The following is a 19,958-nucleotide window of genomic DNA, read 5'->3' as shown; positions in this document are numbered from 1 at the left end:
CAATACTTAATTGCTTTTGGCCTTCAATGCCTCTTCTAGCTGATTAATCTTATTTTGCATTGCGCTCAACTTGGCATTTAATGCCCCAACGTTGAGAAAGGACTCATCAGCAACTGGCGCTTTTAAGTTATTGCCCCACCCAAGCCAGGAAGAGTCGTAAACCTTCACCTTTTTAAATCCCAGATTTTTCAAGACAACTGCAGTTTCAGCGGCCCGAACGCCGCTTTGGCAATATACGACCGTTTCCTTGTCAGGGTCTAAGTTGGCGTAGAGCTTTTTAAGGTCTGCCTCATTTTTCAAGCTCATGCCAGAGTTATCTGTAAGCTGTTTTTTGCTGAGTTTGATTGCCGTTGCAGGATCCTGCCAGTTATCCTCGAAAGGAATGTTGACCGAGTTAGGAATATGACCGCCCCGAATTGCGCGGACATCCTTGCCCGAGTATTCATCTGGTGTTCGAACATCCAAAATCTGTATGGTCTTAGATTGGGCAAGTTTGACCATTTCTTCGTTCGATACCACCAGCTGAGCTTGAGGTACAAGAGTTACCGATACAGGAGCAGATGTTTGACGCTCCTTCTGAATAGGTAGCCCAGCCGATTTCCAGCCATCAAAGCCATCGTGATAAATCTGAGCTTGCTTGCCGCCAAAATATTGAATGGTGTACAGACCAAAATATGCATAAGGGTTGCCACGTGCCCCATAGACAACAATGTCTCGATTAATACTCAGGCCAGCATCATTAAAGATCTTTTGTATCTTTTCTGTAGCGATGTAATCCTCTTTGTTGGGGTCTCTTAGAACGCTTCCCACTTCACCAATATTGATTGCCCCGGGTATATGCCCCTCTAAGAAACTTTTTTCATCACGCACATCCCAAATGATGGCTCCTCGAGCAATCGCTTGCTGCACTTGCGCAGTGTTAAGAATGGCATCATTTTTCTGTGCATATGCAGACATAGAAATGAGTGCAGCACTGATTAGGAACAGTTTTTTGATAGATTGATTCATGAGAGGACTTTCAACTAGGAATAGATAATAAGCAATGAGCTTAACACTCAACCTTACTTAAAGAAGGATTGGGCTTCAGCAATGAGTTCTGTTGGGAGCTCCTCTGGAATATAGTGCCCACAAGAGACCGCCCGCCCAGATACATCATGAGCTACTACTTCCCAGTCCTCAATCGGTTTAAAGCATTTATTGACGATACCATGCTCACCCCAAAGTACCCTTAAAGGCATTTTGAGTTTTTTGCCAGCCGCCCTATCTGCACGATCATGCATTAAATCAATCGTTGCCGCAGCGCGGTAGTCTTCACACATGGCATGCATACTCTGGGGATTGCTCGCACCCGCAAGATATTCTGCCCAGCGCTCAGCAGAAAATATACCTGTACCGGCATGACGGCCCATGTGTTTATTGATCCAAAACTCGGGATTTGCGCCAATTAAGGTTTCTGGAATAGGCTCAGCTTGAATTAAGAAAAACCAGTGCCAATAGCCCTTGGCAAACTCCATCGTAGTGTTCTCATACATTGTGAGAGTTGGAGAGATATCCAAGACCATCAAACGCAAAACACTCTCCGGATAATCCATTGCAAGACGATGAGAGACTCTGCCGCCTCTATCGTGACCCAGCAAGAAAAATTGCTCATGGCCCAATGCTTTCATGAGCGCATGCTGGTCAGATGCCATAGATCTTTTGGAATAAGTTGAATGATCTGTCTTGCCATGCGGCTTGGATGACTCTCCATAGCCACGCAGGTCAGAAGCAACAACAGTAAAGTTTTTAGCTAATTCAGGGGCAACGATTTCCCAAATAGCCTTAGTTTGAGGAAAACCATGGAGCAACAAAATCGGTGGGCCATTGCCGCCAACTTGACAGGCAATTTCTATGGGGCCATCTCCAGAGCTAACAGTGACTCTTTTTTGCTCAAACTTGGGAATGATTACAGGCATATTCTATCCAATAGAAAAGGGCCTCGAGAGGCCCTTGCAGTCACTAGCGAGACGCCATTGCTTGAATTTGCGCAACAGTGACATACCCCTTATTAGTAGTATCTATATAGCTAAAGTGATCGTAGATACGAGGCATACATCCTTTTGCTTCAGCTAAAGTCAACTTACCATCACGGTTTGTATCGCATTTCGCGAAACGCTCAGCAATTTCCTTGTTACGAGATGCATCATCTGCATGCGCACTCATTGGCAAAGAAGATAATGCACAAGCCGCTACTAGAAAAATATTTTTAGCAAAATACATCAAGATCTCTTATTTACCAGTTGGTGTAGGGTTTGCAGAAGTTTCCATAGCTACCTGAACGGCTTTCTTTGCCATTGCTATAAATGACTCAACGGAGCCGCTAGCAGTTCTAAAGGATTCACCTTGAACAGTCACTAAACCTTCGCCTAGGAGCTTATTGTTTTGACTATCGGTAATTTTGCTCTCAATTAAAAGTGCCGGAGTTTTAGCATTAACGCCACCTGCAAAAGCCGCAGCATTGGCAGCCAGTCCAATTGGTGTGAAGTTCCATGGCTTTAAATAATCGTTAGAACTTTCAGCGCCGGTAATCCCCACAGATACACGGGCAACGCCAGGACCTGGCTTAGTAACAATCTGGATATTGCCGCGCGCACTTACTGCTTCAACCATTGAGGACTGTAATGCTGCCCTTGCCTTATTAATAGCTTCAGCACTGACATCTTTAGTGGCGCTTTGATTCAAATAAATTGGATCCAAAATGACTGCTGTGTAAGAGCTAGGATTAACACCAGAGATTCTATATCTCCAAATACGTGCATCAGGAACGCTAGTAGCCATTGGAACTAGCACGGAGTAGTCCGGTAAAAAACCAGACCTAGGCATTGCCTCAGAAGCAAGCTTGGGAGTATTACTACAGGCAGCCAATAAAAATACAGTGGAAATAGACACTGCCAATAGACCAAATTTTTTCATTTTTAAACCCAATTTAATAAATCCAAGGTGGTTTGCTTCTTCACAGTGATCATAACGCTCTGGCGCAAATCTCTACTAAATTAATCCTCAGGAGGACAAGGTAACACTCCACCCGTCTTTTTGTGTATCTGGGGCTTGCAATTAACTGTAGCTTGCTTCGCTGCGGTAGGCGTTACTGCCCCTGAATTTGAAATACCAGGAGAATCAGATCCGATGGTGGAGGTAGCTGCTATCTTAGCTGGCCTTGGCGCCTCTAGACCGGCCGCGACATAAAACGACCGATCTGATCCAGGACACGGCATTAATGCCCCAGTCTTAGGATTGATAGCCTCTTTGCACTGAGGATTAGCCTCCAGGCGAGCCTCTAATTTAGCTGTAGAACAGGCTGAAAGACTAAGAGCAATCAAGACTGTAGTGCTAGTGCTCCAGCTGAGCTTTAGATTCATATAGCCATTTCCAGATAAACCAATTCATCAAACCCAAGAGTGAGCAGCACACTGCTACCTATTTGTGGCACACCCTACTGCGGACGACTACTTCTCTGGTTTGAAATTGCTGTCCAAGAATTCTTGCACTCCCGTAAACATCAACATCCGGTTCTTTTCCATAATGATGGTGTGAGTACCCTCACTGATCTGCAGCATAATTTTGTAGGGTGCATTTTCTAATTTTGTGAAGTACTCATAAAGCATGTAGCTTGGCAAATCCGCATCCCACTCTGCGTGCACTAGCATGACTGGTACACGAATATTTTTAGGTTCATATACAGGAATTCCGGCCGTCCAAAACTCGCGCGCATCTTGAACTGTGCCGTTGGGAGCTCTGAGCTTTTTAGGAGTTTGCGTTCTGCCCCATGGGTCTGTATCAAAAGTAGCTTCAGACCATTTTTCAAACCAACCTGGTGGAATGAGGGTGGCTTTTGCACTTTCAGGAACGCCTGTCAGCCAACGATTTTTAGCATCTGCAATTGAGGCCACACGATAGGCGCCCAATGGGCCACCTTTATCGGTTAAAGGTGCTCCACCTTGACGCAACCACTGTGGTGCATAGAGAACTAACTTATTAACCTTCTCATTATTCTCAGTAGTGTATTTACCCATAATGGTTGTGCCCCAAGACCAACCAAGTAAATTCATCTTCTGAATATTGCGCTTTTTCAAGATGTAATCTACTGCGCTAGAGACATCCTTGACCGCAGTATCTGTTCTGACAATAGGAGGATTTTGGTCGGCGGGCTGATCCATTTCGGGAGGTCGGGTAGATTTGCCATAGCCACGCAGATCCACCAACCAAACATCGTAGCCTCTTGCTGCCATGTATTCCATCCAAGAGGTTCCACCAAGCGATAAATCAAAGGCAGTTTCTGCAGGATAAGTAGAGCCATGAACGTAGAGCAAGGTTTTTTCAGCTGTGAATTTCTTCATGCCAACTAAGTGCTTATTGCGTACATAGAGGGAAATACCTGGCGTATCGCTTTGCACCATGTACTCGTTCATCTGGATTTTTCCAGCTGCAAATGCTTGACCGAGAAATAAACAAGAAATCAGCGCTACTAGTGATCGTGCTATGAATTTCACTTTGTCTCCCTTTGGGCTTATGCCCTTATATTGATATTGTTCGGCCACTATAGCATTCCCAAAGATCGACCAGGCAAGGAAAAGCCTCTTTTTACGTGTTTTTACCCGCATAAGAAGCAAGAACCCAAAACTTGCCAAGAGCTTTAAAATAACCCCCTATGACCAAAACCCCAGAACTTTTAGCCCCTGCCGGTAGCCTTGCCATGTTGCGAACTGCTTTTGAATTTGGAGCGGATGCAATTTATGCTGGCCAACCTCGTTATTCCTTGCGGGTTCGCAATAATGACTTCGGCAAGATTGAAGTGCTCAAGCAAGGTATTGATACCGCCCATGAATTAGGCAAAAAGTTTTTCTTGGTCTCTAACCTATTGCCGCATGGTGCAAAGACGCGCACCTATATTAAAGATATGTCGCCGGTTGTTGCTTTAAAGCCTGACGCACTCATCATGTCTGATCCAGGTTTGATCATGATGGCCAGAGAGGCTTGGCCAGATATGCCCATCCATTTATCTGTCCAAGCTAATACAGTGAATGGTGCATCTGCCAAGTTCTGGCGCTCAGTTGGCATCAGCCGAGTAATTTTATCTCGCGAACTCTCTTTTGATGAGATTGAAGAAGTACGTCAAGACTGCCCTGAAATGGAGCTTGAAGTATTTGTGCATGGTGCTTTATGTATTGCCTATTCAGGACGCTGTCTCTTATCAGGCTACATGTCTCATCGCGATTCCAATCAAGGCGCCTGTACTAATGCCTGTCGCTGGGATTACAAAGTCAAACCAGGCCAACAAACTTCTAGTGGCGATGTCGTTCTCCTGCAAGAAGCTAAAAGGCCAGATGACTTAATGCCGATGGAAGAAGACGAGCATGGCACCTACATCATGAATTCTAAAGATTTACGTGCGGTTGAGCATATTGAAAGACTCACGAAGATGGGTGTCGACTCCTTCAAAATCGAAGGTCGCACTAAATCTCCCTATTACGTTTCACGTACATGCCAAGCATATCGTTCAGCAATTGATGATGCAGTTGCTGGCCGACCATTTAACACTACATTACTTGGCAACCTAGAAGGCCTTGCTAATCGCGGCTATACCGACGGTTTTTATGAGCGTCACCATGATAAGGAGTACCAACTGTATATGAGAGGCTACTCACTCTCAGGCAGAAGCCTATATGTTGCTGAAACCCTGGTGGTCGACCCGGCTACTGGTCGCGTTAAGGTAGATGTTAAAAACCGTTTTTCTGTTGGTGACAAACTAGAGATCATCGAGCCACAAGGCAATCAAGATATCGTTTTAGATGCCATGTGGAATATGAGCGGCGAACCAATTGATGTAGCACCTGGCTCTGGCCACTTTGTATGGATCAAGTTACCACTGCAGAGTAAGCACGCATTTATTGCTCGCTATACCCAAGAGCCAGCTCCAGTTGAGACTGCCTCTTCTTGTGCGAGCTGCGAAGCGAATTAGCTACCCGCTGTAGCGCATTCCTATGGTTCCACCAAGACCCCGGTAGTTATTTTGATTTCCCTGCTCAACATCTAAGGCTGTAAAGGCACTAACTCAATGAAGAAAATGAAGTAATGAATACACCTGCAAGCAGTGAAGGCCATTTGCCCAGCATTAAGAAAAAAGTTGAGGCGGAAGCTAAGGAAGCTCTAGCCCTCACCGCTTATTTTGCTACTTGGTTCTGCGCCATTACTTTTTTAGCTGTTACTAACTTACAACATCCTGTTTCCTTATCCATTTTTGGAATTGCCCTCATTAAGGCAGGACTCTGCGCTAAGTTTATGTTGATAGCGCAGGCTATCTTTCCAATTAAGGTAAGCAAAAACAATGGGATTATTAAATCTCTCTTCCTGGAATCGCTTTTCTATATTTTTGTTGTTCTTAGCTTGAACTATGTCGAAGCAGGTATCGATGGACTCATGCATGGTAAAAACTTTATTGATGCGATGGCAAGTTTTGGCCAAAAAAATCCCCTGCATGTCTTGGCGATGACCATCGTCTATTGGTTAATCGTTTGGCCGTATCTCGTCTTGGTTGGTTTGAGATTGGCCTTAGGTGAAGATACAACGATGAATATTCTTTTTGGCAAAAGAGATTCTTCAGATCAGTAGATATTTGAAGTTGTTTGCTGTGGACTCATTCCTTAAAAAACTATTTTGTTTTTGCATTCTCGCATTTCTATCTGTTAAGTCTAATGCTCAAGAAATTGAAGCCCGCGCCTATTCCAATGCACCAATTGGTATTAACTTTGTTACGGGCGGTATTGCCCAAGTCAAGAGTGGCCCCTATAAATTAACCACTGAAGCAATCAGCTTGACTCATATCCTAGATGTTGCCGGCCAGTCCGGGCGAATTAGTCTAGTGCTACCCTATTCTGAATTATCTGGTACTGGCACCTTAGGTGGCCAAGCGATCAATGCATCCGCTGAAGGTCTCTCAGACCCCATGATTAAGGCTTCTGTTAACTTATATGGTGCACCTGCTCTTTCGGCAAGTGAGTTCAAAAACTATCAACAAGATCTCATCATTGGTGCAAGTCTCGCTGCTTCCATTCCATGGGGTAAGTACAACAGCGATCAAATGCTCAATGTTGGCGGAAACCGCACCGTAATTCAACCTGGTATCGGTGCTTCAAAAGCGGTTGGTTCATGGCGCTTAGAATTGGCTGGAATGGCATCGATCTATACCAACAACTCTAACTATATGGGTAATAACACCCTATCCCAAAATCCCGTGTATTCAACCGAAACTCATGTGATCTATTACTTCCCCAATACCGCTTGGATATCGGCTGATGCTACCTACTTTTTTGGCGGGCAGACCTATGTCAATGGCTCGGCCGTGAGTGGTTCACAAGAAAACTGGCGTTTTGGCAGCACCATCTCTTATCCGGTTGATAAGCGCAATGCCATTCGTCTGACTGGCAGTACTGGTGTCTATTCTCGTACTGATACGAGCTATAACGCTGTTGGTATTTCCTGGCAGTATCGCTGGGGCGCAGGCTTATAGGCAAGCCAGTGATTGCATGACTACAATTAGCATTAAATAGTATTTAAATGAATCATTTATTGAGACAAATATGAGCACCAAGCCAAAAGATTCTAAAACAGCACCTGAGACGGGTTTACGTAAAGGCTTAACAAGCTATGGCGATAAAGGCTTCTCTTTATTTTTACGCAAAGCATTTATCAAGGGAGCTGGCTATACCAATAGCGCCCTAGATCGCCCTGTCATTGGGATTATCAATACTGGTAGCGCCTACAACCCTTGCCACGGAAATATGCCGCAGCTCATTGAAGCAGTCAAGCGCGGCGTCATGCTTGCTGGTGGCTTACCAATGGAATTTCCGACTATCTCAATTCATGAAAGTTTTGCTGCACCTACCAGCATGTACTTGCGCAATCTGATGTCGATGGATACGGAAGAAATGTTGCTTGCACAGCCTATGGATGCGGTAGTGATGATTGGTGGTTGCGACAAAACAGTCCCCGCACAAATGATGGGCGCCGCTTCTGCAGGATTACCAGCAATTCAGCTAATCACTGGCTCAATGCTCACTGGCTCACATCGCAGCGAGCGTGTTGGCGCGTGCACTGACTGTCGCCGTTATTGGGGAAAGTTCCGCGCTGGTGAGATCGATGAAATTGAAAAAGATGAGGTCAATGATCAGCTAGTAGCCAGTGTTGGTACTTGTTCTGTCATGGGTACTGCCAGTACGATGGCTTGCATCTCTGAGGCCTTGGGTATGACGGTTCCAGGTGGCGCCACCCCACCCGCCGTGACTGCAGATCGCATTCGGGTTGCAGAAGAAACGGGTACTTGTGCAGTCCAAATGGCTAAAGATGGCTTAACTATAGATAAGATTCTGACGGCAGATGCCTTTGAGAATGCGATTCGTGTATTACTAGCGATTGGTGGCTCTACAAATGCGATTGTTCACCTAACTGCTATTGCCGGTCGTATGGGTCTTGAGATTGATCTAGACGCCTTAGACAAAATGGGTAATGAAACTCCAGTCCTTGTAGATCTAAAACCCTCTGGTGATCATTACATGGAAAATTTCCATGATGCTGGTGGTATGGCTACTTTGTTACGCGAACTAAAGCCTCAGTTAAAACTCAACACCATGACAGTGTCTGGCAGAACGCTTGGCGAGGAAATCGATGCAGCACCGCCAAGCTTCAATCAAGATGTGGTGCGTCCATTTAATCAGCCAATCTATCCCCGCGGCAGTATCGCTGTTCTCCATGGCAACCTCGCTCCTGGTGGTGCGATCATTAAGCAGTCTGCTGCTAACGAAAAACTCATGGAGCATGAAGGCCGCGCCGTGGTGTTTGAGAACGCCGAAGATCTAGCGAGTCGGATTGATAGCCCCGATTTAGATGTCACTGCCGATGATATTTTAGTGCTCAAGAACATTGGCCCTAAAGGTGCGCCTGGTATGCCTGAAGCAGGCTATATTCCCATCCCCATGAAATTAGCGCGTTCTGGTGTAAAAGACATCGTTCGCATCTCTGATGGACGCATGAGCGGTACGGCATTTGGAACGATTGTGCTGCACGTTACCCCCGAATCAGCTATTGGTGGTCCACTAGCTCATGTACATAACGGCGATCGCATTCGCTTAAGCGTCAAGAATCGAGAAATTAGCTTACTCATTTCTGATGAAGAGCTGGCTAAGCGCGCCAAAGCAAATCCAATTACATCGCCTACTGCTGAGCGTGGATATAAGAAGCTATTCTTAGATACGGTGACACAGGCAGATCAAGGCGTGGACTTTGATTTCTTAAGAGCAGCCAAGATGGTTGGCAAAACTCCTCGAAAATAAGTATCTAATAGCACGTGTTGTTTTCTTAAATATTTCTGAGCTCTCGGCGCAAAATCTTGCCGACATTAGATTTTGGGAGCTCATTGATGAAAACGACTTTTCGAGGACGTTTATAGCTGGTCATATGATCTTTGCAGTATTGCAAGATATCTGCTTCAGTTAAATGGTGGTTGTCCCTAACCACATAAGCCTTAACAATCTCTCCTAGCTTACGGTGCGGCACCCCAATCACAGCACATTCTCTAATGCCATCCATTTGGGATAGGTTATCTTCCACATCATTCGGAAAGACCTTGAACCCCGCCACCACGATCATATCTTTCTTACGATCAACGATTTCGACGTAGCCTTCATCGGTGATAAATCCAATATCACCCGACTTAAAAAAACCATCGGCTGTCATGCAATGACTAGTTTCTTCTGGCTTATTCCAATAGCCTGGCATAACTTGTGGCCCTGAAATGCAAATCTCTCCAGGCGTGCCATATGGCAACTCAACTTCATCGTCATCGAGAATCACAACATTGGTACTTGGTAGCGGCATACCAATATGTCCTGTGAAATGCTTCTCTAGTGGAGTATTCACGCAGACAACAGGAGATGTTTCCGATAAACCGTATCCCTGTGCAATAGGCGAACCTGTAAGGGCCTGCCAATGGTCTGCAGTTTTCTTGTGAACCGCCATGCCCCCACCAATCGTAACTAATAGATTAGGAAGCTTCACTTTTTTAAACTCAGGACGATGAATCAGCGCATGAAAAAGGGTGTTAACACCTGGGAATATATTGATATTTGGATGCTTGATGAGCATTTTGATAAAGCCAGTAATGTCACGCGGATTAGGAACAAGTATTAAAAGACTCCCTTTGGCGATACCTAACAACGCACAGGCAGTTAAAGCAAAAATATGGGTCATCGGCAATGCACACAGAAATACCAATTGCTGTTCTGGCTTTTGCTTTAGACCTGGATTGAGCCAGCTCTCGATCTGCATCACGTTAGAAAGAATATTACGGTGAAGTAATACCGCTCCTTTAGAGGTTCCAGTCGTACCTCCGGTGTATTGCAAGAACGCAATGTCATCTAGGCCAATATTGGGTTTGTGAAAATGCTGCTGACTGCCCTTCTGAAGTGCTTCTTTGAAACTCATGTGGGCGAACTGCCAGGCAGGAATTAACTTTTTAACTTTCCTAGCCACCCAATTGATTACATAGCCCTTCAGACCCATTAATTCGCCTGGGCTACTCACAATCACCTGCACAATACCCGCTATAGGATTAATTTCTTGATATCTGTAAGCAAAGTTTTCCATCACAACCAAAACTGATGCTCCACTATCAAGCAATTGGGCCTCGAGCTCTCGAGCTGTATAAAGCGGGTTAATGTTCACCACTGTATAGCCAGCACGCAAAGTGCCAATCATTGCGACAACATACTCAATTACATTAGGATACATCAATGCAACGCGGGCACCCTTCTCTAAATTCAGAGTTTGTAGATAAGAAGCAAAGTCTTTAGAGAGCCTATCAAGTTCTTTATATGAGAAAAACTTTCCCATAGCCTCAATAGCCTTACGATTTCCAAAGCGGTCAAAGCACTCATCCAAAAATTGGGTCAAAGATGTATGAATCAGCGGCCCGATTTCATGAGGAACGCCTTCAGGGTAATTTTTTAGCCAAGGCTTAGAAGGATTGATGGCCATATCTTTTTTAGCTCAAGAGTTGCTTTAACTTTTCAACAAATAAATCTTGCCCGTGGTGAACTTTTTGCTGCCAGTCATTGCCTGAGCTCTCATTGGCATCATCTGTAATGTATTTATAGGAGTGCCATGGAATCTGATGGTGACTAGCAACATAGGCTATGGCGAATAACTCCATATCGACTACATCTACTCCTTGGCTCAGCAGCCAGGGATCAGGAGCAGTTACAAAACTATCGCCAGAGCCACAGATATATTTTCCTGATGATAAATATTCCTGAGGCCTATCGCAAAAAGGTGTCTTTCCTCGTGGCGCAAGAGGTTCTGCCATCATGTCCCGTTGAATGACCTTCCCAATCTCTAGTAAACCATCTAACTGGGGATTTACTTTTCCTGCTGTGCCGAAGTTCATGATTTTGCGTGGGCTAAATTGATGAATTGCTTTAGTGCTAGCTAGCACAGCATTTATCTTACCAATGCCAGAGTAAACCATCTCCACTCCAGATGGGAGTACATCGCGCTTGAGCTCTGATTCCAATGCGGTGATAATGAGGAGATCTGTTTTCATGTCTGCCAATAATGAATTTATTAGATTATCTACCCGGTGTGCCGAACTTTCCGAAACCCGGAATTCTCTTTAGGGACATCTCCCCTTTGCTTGCAAACCCAGCCGCCTTCAAGGAGGCCATCGCTCAAATGGGGGCTCTGGCTCAGAACTTTGACTATACCCATATTTTGGGCATTGAATCTCGTGGATTTATCTTTGGATCAGCTCTGGCTCATCATGCCCATAAAGGTTTAGCTCTTGCCCGCAAACCAAATAAACTTCCCTTGGCAAGTCACAAAGAATTCTATGGACTTGAATACGGCTCTGATTGTCTAGAAATTGCGCAATCAAGCATTCCTAAAAATGCTAAGGTTTTGCTGATTGATGATGTTCTGGCCACTGGTGGAACGCTCATCGCAGCCGATAAATTATTACGTAGCGCAGGCTTTGAGGTATGCGGCGCAATTACCTTGCTAGAGATAGCAAGCTTAAATGGCAAACAAATGCTTGATCAACACGGCATCGCCAATATATCTGTATTGGTTAGCTAATAACAAATCCTCTCGTGTTGTGAGTGCCTAGCAAGAGAACTGTCATTCCAGCATTACCTTCTTTAAAGCGCTTTAAATATCTTTTAAGACCTGGTCGACGTTTTAATAGGGCATGATAAGACTCACTACCGTAGGCTACATTCTCTCCAAAGAAGTACTCCTCTACGCGATCCGAATATCGGTTATTTTCTAGGGCATCATGAATCGCCCATTTGATACGACCGCCCTCCCCACTCGATCCATATCCATGGATCAGAATGATGGCTTTAATTCCCAGCTCCAAACATTTACGCAGCTGCTCTGTTAGCTGATCCAAAGCCTCCTCAACATAGGGGCCACCCTGTTTGATATTGATCTCGATCGTATCCGTATTTAGGGTTGGTAATTGTTCAGAGCCGCAATGCGGGCATTGATCAAACAATGTCCGTGCGTTCCCACAATCAGGACACTCAGCAGCAAATGACACTCTGAAGAATCTACTGGACCGAGGATATTATGAGCAGTACTTGCCTTCTAAGGTGCCAACATCCGTAGATTTGTCATCAATCATCAGGATTAAAGCCTTCTGCGCTATCTCACGATTCTCTGGCGCCTTCAAGTGAGCATTAATCAGGCTAGAGACATCTTTTTTAATTGAGGTATTGCCGTATCGCAAGCCCTTTAGTGTTGACACAGCCTCTGCTGAAATTTTGCACTGTTGACTTACCAGCGCTGATGAATCTGAAACCGTATTGGCGTAAGCAAATGCAGCAACAGAAATGGATACCGCTGCTAATAGAGTCTTTTTCATCTTAGTTCCTTAGTTTGTGACCACAGGTTGGGCAACAGCCCGAATCTTTTGCTTTTGATTTTCTGAGAGCGGCATACACACTGGATTCTGAAATCTCCATCTTCCTCGCCGCTTGCGCAGCGCTTAATCCCTTGTCTACCCACTGCAAGGCTTGATGTGTTTTTGGTACTTGTCTCTTCATTTCTTCTCCCAGTAAACCTACTATACTACAGAAGTTGTGAAGTTGTGAAGTTTATTTATATAGGACAAACCCGTAGTAGGACACAGGGGTTAATTTCTAGAAATTAGGGAAATTGAGGTAAGAAAAAAGCCGCCCTAAGGCGGCTTTCGGAAAGCATTAAAGCTTGATTAGGCAGCTAACTTAGCAGCAGATTTCTTTGCTGACTTAGGAGCATATTGACCTTGAATATTTGCAAAAGCAGCGTCAACACTCTTCTCAAAGTTTGAGAAGGCATCAGTTGCTGTAGCGCGAATTTGGTCAAACTGTTGGAGTGAAGCATCAAATGCAGTGTGGAATGCTGATACAAAAGCCTCAGATCCAGCAGGTGCAGTCTTAGTAGACTCTTTAACGAACTTAACCAAGTCATCGCGTGCATCATCAATAGAAGCATCGAATACTTGAGCAACTTCTTTGTTGCTGTTGCGAATGACTTTGTTTACTTTAGCTTGATACGCAGTAGCGTACTTAGCAGCTTCTTGAGCAACTTCTGGCTGAGCCAACTTAGTAAATTGCTGTGGATCTTTGATTGCTAACAATTGTGTGCTTGCATCTTGTGCAGCAGCCAATGCATCTTTAGCAGCAGCTTGGTTGATTTCAGCTAATTCTTGAGCACTTTCAACAGCTACTTGAGCCAAGTGTTTCGCTTTTTCAACTGCTTTAGCTTGAGTTTGAGCGATTTGATCGTTTAATTGAGTTTGAAACATGACTTCTCCTAATAAGGTTGGTTTATTTGTTGCGATGCGTCATTTTAAACACAAATTTGCTGTGGTGCAACATTTAGTTGTAAAAATACCGACAAATATCAATATTAGGAGGATTAAGGACAACAAAAAACCCAGTAAGTCATTGAATTTACTGGGTTTATTTGAAAGCACTGGCGGAGACGAGAGGATTCGAACCTCCGATCAGAGTTTTAGCCCCGATGCTCCCTTAGCAGGGGAGTGCCTTCGACCAGCTCGGCCACGTCTCCGTATTTCTAACTCTTTACAACGACCAACAGTTTAACGGATAACCGCTTCTGTGGGGTTTTACCGCCCTTTTACCGCCTTACTTCTGGTCTAGCTCAAATGCCTTATGAAGAGCACGTACTGCTAATTCCATATATTTCTCATCAATCACAACTGAAATTTTGATTTCACTAGTGGAGATCATCAGAATATTGATGCCCTCTTCAGATAATGTGCGAAACATTTTGCTAGCAACTCCTACATGCGAACGCATACCTACGCCAACTACTGAAACTTTAGAGACCTTAGGGTCACCAGAGATCTCTTTCGCTTCGATGTGTGCTTGCACGCTGTTCTTCAGTAGATCTAATGCCTTCTGATAATCAGCACGAGGAACTGTAAAGGTAAAGTCTGTTTTACCATCCACTGATTGGTTCTGAATAATCATATCAACGTCAATATTGGCGTCAGCGATTGGTCCCAAAATTTGATATGCAATACCTGGGCGATCTGGAACTCCCAAGACGGTAATCTTCGCTTCATCACGCGCAAAGGCGATGCCGGAAATAACTGCGGCTTCCATAGTGCTGTCCTCTTCAAATGTAATCAAGGTGCCTGACTTCATCTCTATGTCTAAAGGCATCAAAGGGTCTGTCAAGGAAGACAGAACCCGGGTTTTAACTTTGTACTTACCAGCAAATTCAACTGAACGAATCTGCAATACCTTAGAACCTAAGCTAGCCATTTCTAGCATCTCTTCAAAGGTAATCTTATCTAGGCGCCGCGCATCTTCACAAACACGAGGGTCGGTTGTATAAACCCCATCGACATCGGTGTAGATTAAGCACTCATCTGCTTTGAGCGCAGCAGCCATCGCCACTGCAGATGTATCTGAACCACCACGACCTAATGTTGTGATGTTGCCATCTGGATCAACGCCTTGGAAACCAGTAACTACTACTGCTTTGCCAGCATTCAAATCACTCAGAATTTTTTTGTCGTCAATACTCTTAATGCGCGCTTTAGTAAAAGCAGAATCGGTATGAACAGTCACCTGCCAGCCAGCGTAACTCACTGCATCAACACCCTCACGCATCAATGCCAACGCAAGCAAGCCAGAGCTGACCTGCTCACCTGTTGAGGCAATCTGATCCAACTCACGAGGATTTGCATCAGAATTAATTTCTTTTGCTAAGCCCAGCAGGCGATTGGTTTCGCCTGACATTGCAGAAGGCACTACGACCACTTGATGGCCAGCACGCATCCATTTGGCAACGCGTTTAGCAACATTCCCAATACGCTCCGTTGAGCCCATTGAGGTGCCACCATATTTATGAACGATTAGAGCCATAAAAACTGTCTATTTCACTATCTGTAGCAGGAAACGAATTTCCTGAGGATCAAAAAAGGCTTATTTTACAGGGTTTTAAACCTGTTAAGCCTGCTGTTGCCACTCGGGTCGTACCCTGGGCCCCGAATGAACTAGATGGGGGTAGCTCAAGCCGACCCCTGCCACAGCAATCAAATCCCCGTTGATATACAAGAGGGGGGCATTGCGATGCCACGGTGGAACATCACCCTCCTGAAAGAGATTTTTAAGGCTCTTGCGCGGCGTATTTGCTTTGATCTGAATTTTTTCTGAGCCGGACCTGTCTTTTTGAGTGATGAGGCCAGCTTTCTGAGCCTCTTTGACCAATTGACTTGGAATCCCAGGAGTTTTACTTGAGCTGGGGATTGCTTTAAAAACCCACATACCAGCATTCATATTTTCAATTTGCAAAAATCCACGCCAAAACCGAATACGCTTTTCATCATGGGCCCATTCCAATTGAGCGCCGGCCTTGACTGTATTGAGGTCACTCCACCAAGCGGCAAGTCGTTCTTGCGATGGCATCGCCAGCCCATTTGTCCTTAACCAATATCTCAGAACATTATTGGCTGCAGGTAAATCTTTTTTTGCAAGTTCAAGCAGTGGCTTTAGCTGAAGCCCGTCTTTAAGGATGATGGTTTTGCCGTCTTGGCTAGCCAATCGATCAAGCAAGGCTTGCGCTTCACCCAGTAATCCTGCGCTACGCGCTAGATTAGCGATAGCTTCGGGCTGAATCTTTTCTAAGGCCGGGATGATTGTTTTTCGGATTGCATTGCGACGGTATTGAACGTCTTGATTACTCGGATCCTCGATCCACTTCAATTTGTGCTCTTTGGCATAAGCCTCAAGCTCTTTTCTATTTTGATTAAGTAGAGGTCGCCAGAGTGTGATCTCGCCTTCTTTGGTATCAAAGACTCGGCTATGAGGCATGCCTGACGCGCCAGCTACACCAGCACCGCGGAGGAGTTGAAGAAGTACCGTTTCTGCTTGATCATTTTGATGATGCGCCAAGAGTAAGTCCTCAATGCCATACTCAATACAGAGATCAGCAAGGGCCTCATAACGCCCTGCCCTTGCTCGGGATTCAATATTTCCCCGCTCTTCCCCAATTAAATGGAGAAGCCTGAAATCAAAATGGATTTGATATCTTTTCGCAAGCTTCTCGCAAAAGATCAGCCAATCATCAGCCTGCTTTTGTAGACCGTGATGAATATGAAAGGCAAAGATTTGGGAAGGCTGATTTTTAGTTTGCGCTTTACAAACGGTGTCCAGTAGCACAACCGAATCGAGGCCACCACTCAAGGCAACCGCAATTCGCTTTCCTGACTTAGGACTTTGCTGTGATTTCCTTGAACTTGCCATAACTCATCAGACGCTCATGACGACGCTCCAGAAGTGCATCTATTTTCATGCCATCAAAAGTCTTCAAGGACTCGCTCAGGGCCTTACGCATATTTGCCATCATGGTGTCGTAGTCTCGATGAGCACCACCAACCGGCTCAGACACAATCTTGTCAATCAAGCCCAAAGTTTTGAGTCTTTGAGCAGTTAAACCGAGTTGCTCAGCGGCCTCAGGCGCCTTATCGGCAGTCTTCCACAAAATCGAGGCACATCCTTCTGGAGAGATTACAGAATAGGTGGAGTTTTGCAACATCAACACTACATCACCCATCGCAATTGCTAAAGCTCCGCCTGATCCACCTTCACCAATAATCGTAGCAATGATGGGCACTTCCAATTCCGCCTGAACATAGAGGTTACGACCAATCGCTTCAGATTGATTGCGCTCTTCCGCATCAATACCGGGGAATGCGCCAGGCGTATCAACGAAAGTAAACACCGGAATACCAAATTTTTCTGCAAGGCGCATGAGGCGCATCGCTTTACGATAACCTTCAGGACGACTCATACCGAAATTGCGAAGCGCACGCTCTTTGGTATCGCGACCCTTTTGATGTCCGATGACGATACAAGGTTGGTTATCGAAACGTGCTAAGCCTCCGATGATAGATTGATCGTCAGCAAATGTGCGATCACCATGCAGTTCATGAAAGTCTGTAAACAATGCACCGATGTAATCCAAAGTGTAAGGGCGCTGTGGATGACGCGCTACTTGTGAAACTTGCCAGGGTGTGAGGTTAGCGTAGACATCTTTTGTGAGTTGTTGACTTTTTTCTGCCAGCGTTTTGATCTCATCGGAAATATCAACCGATGATTCATCTTGCACAAAACGCAGCTCTTCGATCTTTGTTTCTAATTCGGCGATTTGCTGCTCAAAATCTAGGAAAGTCGTTTTCATAGTCTGATTTTAATATTCAACCGGAATGGGGTCGATACTTCTCCACATATACCAGGTGGCAACCGTACGCCACGGGGCCCAGTTTGCGGACACCTCCCTGGCTTCATGGCGGCTTACAGGCTCTCCACTGAAGTAATTGAGGGAAATGGCCTTAATCAGGCCAACATCGTCTAATGGCAGGATGTCGGGACGCACCATATTGAAAATCAGGAACATTTCTGCTGTCCAGCGCCCAATTCCTCGAATTGAGCTTAATTCCTTGATGACGCTCTCATCGTCCATATCTTTCCATTGATTGGCATGCAATCGTCCAGAATCAAAGTGATCAGCCAAATCTTTGATGTATTCCACTTTACGACCCGATAAGCCAGCGGCTCGTAATTCTTCAACAGATAGCAGCAAGATATTTTTAGGAATAACTTTTTTCTTACTGGCAATCACTACTCGATCCCAAACTGCCTGGGCAGCAGCTACCGAAATTTGCTGCCCTACGATCGCTCTAGCTAATGTCGTAAATGCATCGCCACGGGTCACTAAAAAACCAGAGCCATATTTTGGAATGAGTTTTTTGAGGATGCGATCCTGCTTCATGAGCTCACGACAAGCTTGCTCCCAATATTCTGGGGCAATTTCTTGCAAAATCGATTTTTCTTTAACTGTAGTCACTAAGTTCTTCGCCATTCTGTCAAGCCGCCTGGCTTATCTTCTAAAACTACACCTTGATCTAAAAGTGTCTTACGAATCAAATCAGATTTAGCAAAATCTTTTGCAAGCTTTGCGGCTAGTCGCTGGGTAATTTGTTCTTCAATTTGAGCTGCGCTTAAGCCACTGTCTTGCTTTGATCCTGCTTGCAAGAATTCGGTTGGGTCACGTTGCAAGAAATTAAGCGAGTTAGCGAGTGACCTCATAGTGCTAGCTAGGGCCTGTTGCTCGGCACCCTGGGCACGATTGACCTCGCTTGCTAGATCAAACAGCACGGCAATGGCCTCGGGGGTATTGAAGTCATCATTCATCGCATCAGCAAAACGCTTAGCCCACAAGTTTTGAGGATCAAGGGTAACGGTCTTAGCTTCAGCTTGGGCCAGGGCTGTATAGAGCCTCACTAAGCCAGCACGTGCCTCTTCCAGTTGCGGATCGCTGTAATTAATCGGGCTTCGATAATGCGCCTTGAGCATGAAGAAACGCAGCACTTCTGGATCAAAGCTTTTCAGAACGTCACGAATTAAGAAGAAGTTGCCTAGAGATTTAGACATCTTCTCTTCATTGACACGAATATGGCCGTTATGCATCCAATAATTTACGAATGGAGCATCGTCCTCTTTGCGATTTTTGCCATACAAAGTGCCTTCACTTTGGGCAATCTCATTTTCATGATGGGGGAACTGTAAATCAGCGCCGCCGCCATGAATATCAAAATGCTCACCTAATAAGTCGCAAGACATTGCGGAGCACTCGATGTGCCAACCTGGTCTGCCCTCACCCCATGGTGATGCCCAGCGGGTATCTGCAGGCTCTTGTGGCTTAGCGCTTTTCCAGAGAACAAAATCCAAGGGGTCACGTTTGCCACCAACAATCGCCACACGCTCACCCGCATTGAGTTCATCCAAGGACTTACCAGAAAGCTGACCATATCTTGGGAGCAAGCGCACTGCGAAATTAACATCACCATTGTCCGATTGATACGCCAATTCATTTTCAATGAGCTTACCAATCATGCCCTGCATCTGAGCAATGAAATCGGTTGCTCTTGGCTCTTGGTCGGGATGCATTAAACCCAACTCATCAGAGTCGGCATGCATGGCATCAATAAAGCGATTGGTAAGAGTAGAAATAGGTTCGCCATTTTCAATAGCGCGCTGAATAATCTTGTCGTCAATATCGGTGATATTACGAACATAAAGCACCTCATAACCACTTGCGCGTAGCCATCTCACCACCATATCAAAGACAATCATGACCCTTGCATGGCCAATGTGGCAGAAGTCATACACTGTCATGCCGCAGACATACATCTTCACCTGGCCCGGTACGATGGGCTCAAATGCCTGCTTTGAGCGGTTTAGGGTGTTATAGATTTGCAGCATAGGGCTATAAAGGTGGGGCAAGTAGCGCCAATTTGTTAGACTGAGCGCTGAGTATATCGAATGAGCCAGTTTTATACCCCCTCCCCT

The 19,958-nt window shown here is 45.3% G+C and carries 21 protein-coding genes and 1 tRNA gene; 5 read left to right on the top strand and 17 right to left on the bottom strand.

All coding sequences use genetic code 11. The features are described 5' to 3' along the window. Positions 1-6: 6 nt before the first annotated feature. The 6 genes from ICN31_RS03330 to ICN31_RS03305 all read right to left on the bottom strand — a co-directional run bounded on the left by ICN31_RS03330 (position 7) and on the right by ICN31_RS03305 (position 4,529). The gene (locus tag ICN31_RS03330; protein ID WP_216258563.1) at positions 7-1,008 is read right to left on the bottom strand and encodes a sulfurtransferase; all 1,002 of its coding nucleotides are present in this window, start codon (positions 1,006-1,008) and stop codon (positions 7-9) included. 53 nt (positions 1,009-1,061) lie between these two features. Next, entirely contained in the window at positions 1,062-1,955 is an 894-nt protein-coding gene (locus ICN31_RS03325; protein WP_216258561.1) for an alpha/beta fold hydrolase, read from the bottom strand. A gap of 43 nt (positions 1,956-1,998) precedes the next feature. Then, positions 1,999-2,259, bottom strand: coding sequence for an EF-hand domain-containing protein (locus ICN31_RS03320; RefSeq protein WP_255530899.1), 261 nt, complete (start codon positions 2,257-2,259; stop codon positions 1,999-2,001). A 9-nt stretch (positions 2,260-2,268) separates the two neighbouring features. Further along, positions 2,269-2,952, bottom strand: a complete 684-nt coding sequence (locus ICN31_RS03315; protein ID WP_216258559.1) for a DUF3313 domain-containing protein — start codon at positions 2,950-2,952, stop codon at positions 2,269-2,271. An 80-nt stretch (positions 2,953-3,032) separates the two neighbouring features. After that, positions 3,033-3,398 (bottom strand): hypothetical protein, encoded by a 366-nt coding sequence (locus tag ICN31_RS03310; protein ID WP_216258557.1) that lies wholly within the window; start codon positions 3,396-3,398, stop codon positions 3,033-3,035. An 87-nt stretch (positions 3,399-3,485) separates the two neighbouring features. Beyond that, positions 3,486-4,529, bottom strand: coding sequence for an alpha/beta hydrolase (locus ICN31_RS03305; protein WP_370624257.1), 1,044 nt, complete (start codon positions 4,527-4,529; stop codon positions 3,486-3,488). A gap of 158 nt (positions 4,530-4,687) precedes the next feature. Here ICN31_RS03305 and ICN31_RS03300 point away from each other — a divergent pair, with 158 nt between their 5' ends. The 4 genes from ICN31_RS03300 to ICN31_RS03285 all read left to right on the top strand — a co-directional run bounded on the left by ICN31_RS03300 (position 4,688) and on the right by ICN31_RS03285 (position 9,365). Beyond that, positions 4,688-5,998: a U32 family peptidase gene (locus tag ICN31_RS03300; RefSeq protein ID WP_216258553.1), complete on the top strand. Its 1,311-nt coding sequence runs from the start codon at positions 4,688-4,690 to the stop codon at positions 5,996-5,998. A gap of 113 nt (positions 5,999-6,111) precedes the next feature. Continuing rightward, complete coding sequence (locus tag ICN31_RS03295; RefSeq protein ID WP_216258551.1) at positions 6,112-6,648, top strand: hypothetical protein; 537 nt, start codon at positions 6,112-6,114, stop codon at positions 6,646-6,648. Positions 6,649-6,667: 19 nt separating this feature from the next. Further along, complete coding sequence (locus ICN31_RS03290) at positions 6,668-7,546, top strand: transporter (RefSeq protein WP_216258549.1); 879 nt, start codon at positions 6,668-6,670, stop codon at positions 7,544-7,546. A gap of 70 nt (positions 7,547-7,616) precedes the next feature. Next, positions 7,617-9,365 carry an IlvD/Edd family dehydratase gene (locus ICN31_RS03285; RefSeq protein ID WP_216258542.1) on the top strand — a complete coding sequence of 583 codons (1,749 nt, stop codon included), beginning with the start codon at positions 7,617-7,619 and terminating at the stop codon, positions 9,363-9,365. Between the two features lie 25 nt (positions 9,366-9,390). Here the strand turns inward: ICN31_RS03285 and ICN31_RS03280 are convergent, their stop codons facing one another. Then, on the bottom strand, positions 9,391-11,067 hold the full coding sequence (locus ICN31_RS03280) for an AMP-binding protein (protein WP_216258539.1): 1,677 nt from the start codon (positions 11,065-11,067) through the stop codon (positions 9,391-9,393). A gap of 7 nt (positions 11,068-11,074) precedes the next feature. Beyond that, positions 11,075-11,632, bottom strand: coding sequence for a 5'-methylthioadenosine nucleosidase (locus ICN31_RS03275; RefSeq protein WP_216258536.1), 558 nt, complete (start codon positions 11,630-11,632; stop codon positions 11,075-11,077). An 11-nt stretch (positions 11,633-11,643) separates the two neighbouring features. Here ICN31_RS03275 and ICN31_RS03270 point away from each other — a divergent pair, with 11 nt between their 5' ends. Continuing rightward, entirely contained in the window at positions 11,644-12,162 is a 519-nt protein-coding gene (locus ICN31_RS03270) for an adenine phosphoribosyltransferase (protein WP_216258535.1), read from the top strand. Here the strand turns inward: ICN31_RS03270 and ICN31_RS03265 are convergent. From ICN31_RS03265 to cysS, 9 genes are all read right to left on the bottom strand, one after another. Next, complete coding sequence (locus ICN31_RS03265) at positions 12,155-12,628, bottom strand: Smr/MutS family protein (RefSeq protein ID WP_216258533.1); 474 nt, start codon at positions 12,626-12,628, stop codon at positions 12,155-12,157. The two genes, ICN31_RS03270 and ICN31_RS03265, sit on opposite strands and share 8 nt — an antisense overlap. Positions 12,629-12,655: 27 nt before the next feature. Further along, positions 12,656-12,952 (bottom strand): hypothetical protein, encoded by a 297-nt coding sequence (locus ICN31_RS03260; RefSeq protein ID WP_216258531.1) that lies wholly within the window; start codon positions 12,950-12,952, stop codon positions 12,656-12,658. 348 nt (positions 12,953-13,300) lie between these two features. Then, positions 13,301-13,876, bottom strand: coding sequence for a phasin family protein (locus ICN31_RS03255; RefSeq protein WP_216258530.1), 576 nt, complete (start codon positions 13,874-13,876; stop codon positions 13,301-13,303). Between the two features lie 171 nt (positions 13,877-14,047). Then, positions 14,048-14,142 (bottom strand) — tRNA-Ser (locus ICN31_RS03250). A gap of 77 nt (positions 14,143-14,219) precedes the next feature. Next, positions 14,220-15,470 (bottom strand): aspartate kinase, encoded by a 1,251-nt coding sequence (locus ICN31_RS03245; protein WP_216258528.1) that lies wholly within the window; start codon positions 15,468-15,470, stop codon positions 14,220-14,222. An 84-nt stretch (positions 15,471-15,554) separates the two neighbouring features. Next, positions 15,555-16,850, bottom strand: a complete 1,296-nt coding sequence (tilS, locus tag ICN31_RS03240) for a tRNA lysidine(34) synthetase TilS (protein ID WP_216258526.1) — start codon at positions 16,848-16,850, stop codon at positions 15,555-15,557. Then, entirely contained in the window at positions 16,816-17,787 is a 972-nt protein-coding gene (locus ICN31_RS03235; RefSeq protein WP_216258525.1) for an acetyl-CoA carboxylase carboxyltransferase subunit alpha, read from the bottom strand. Before ICN31_RS03235 ends, tilS begins: the two co-directional genes overlap by 35 nt. Positions 17,788-17,796: 9 nt before the next feature. Further along, positions 17,797-18,468, bottom strand: a complete 672-nt coding sequence (locus ICN31_RS03230) for a DNA-3-methyladenine glycosylase (RefSeq protein ID WP_216258517.1) — start codon at positions 18,466-18,468, stop codon at positions 17,797-17,799. Next, positions 18,453-19,871 carry a cysteine--tRNA ligase gene (cysS, locus tag ICN31_RS03225; RefSeq protein WP_216258515.1) on the bottom strand — a complete coding sequence of 473 codons (1,419 nt, stop codon included), beginning with the start codon at positions 19,869-19,871 and terminating at the stop codon, positions 18,453-18,455. The genes ICN31_RS03230 and cysS overlap by 16 nt, the downstream gene beginning before the upstream one ends. Between the last annotated feature and the right edge of the window lie 87 nt (positions 19,872-19,958).

The organism is Polynucleobacter sp. UB-Piko-W3 (genome assembly GCF_018881635.1).
In the GTDB taxonomy this organism is placed as follows: domain Bacteria; phylum Pseudomonadota; class Gammaproteobacteria; order Burkholderiales; family Burkholderiaceae; genus Polynucleobacter.
This window is presented reverse-complemented; position numbering and strand designations above follow the sequence as displayed.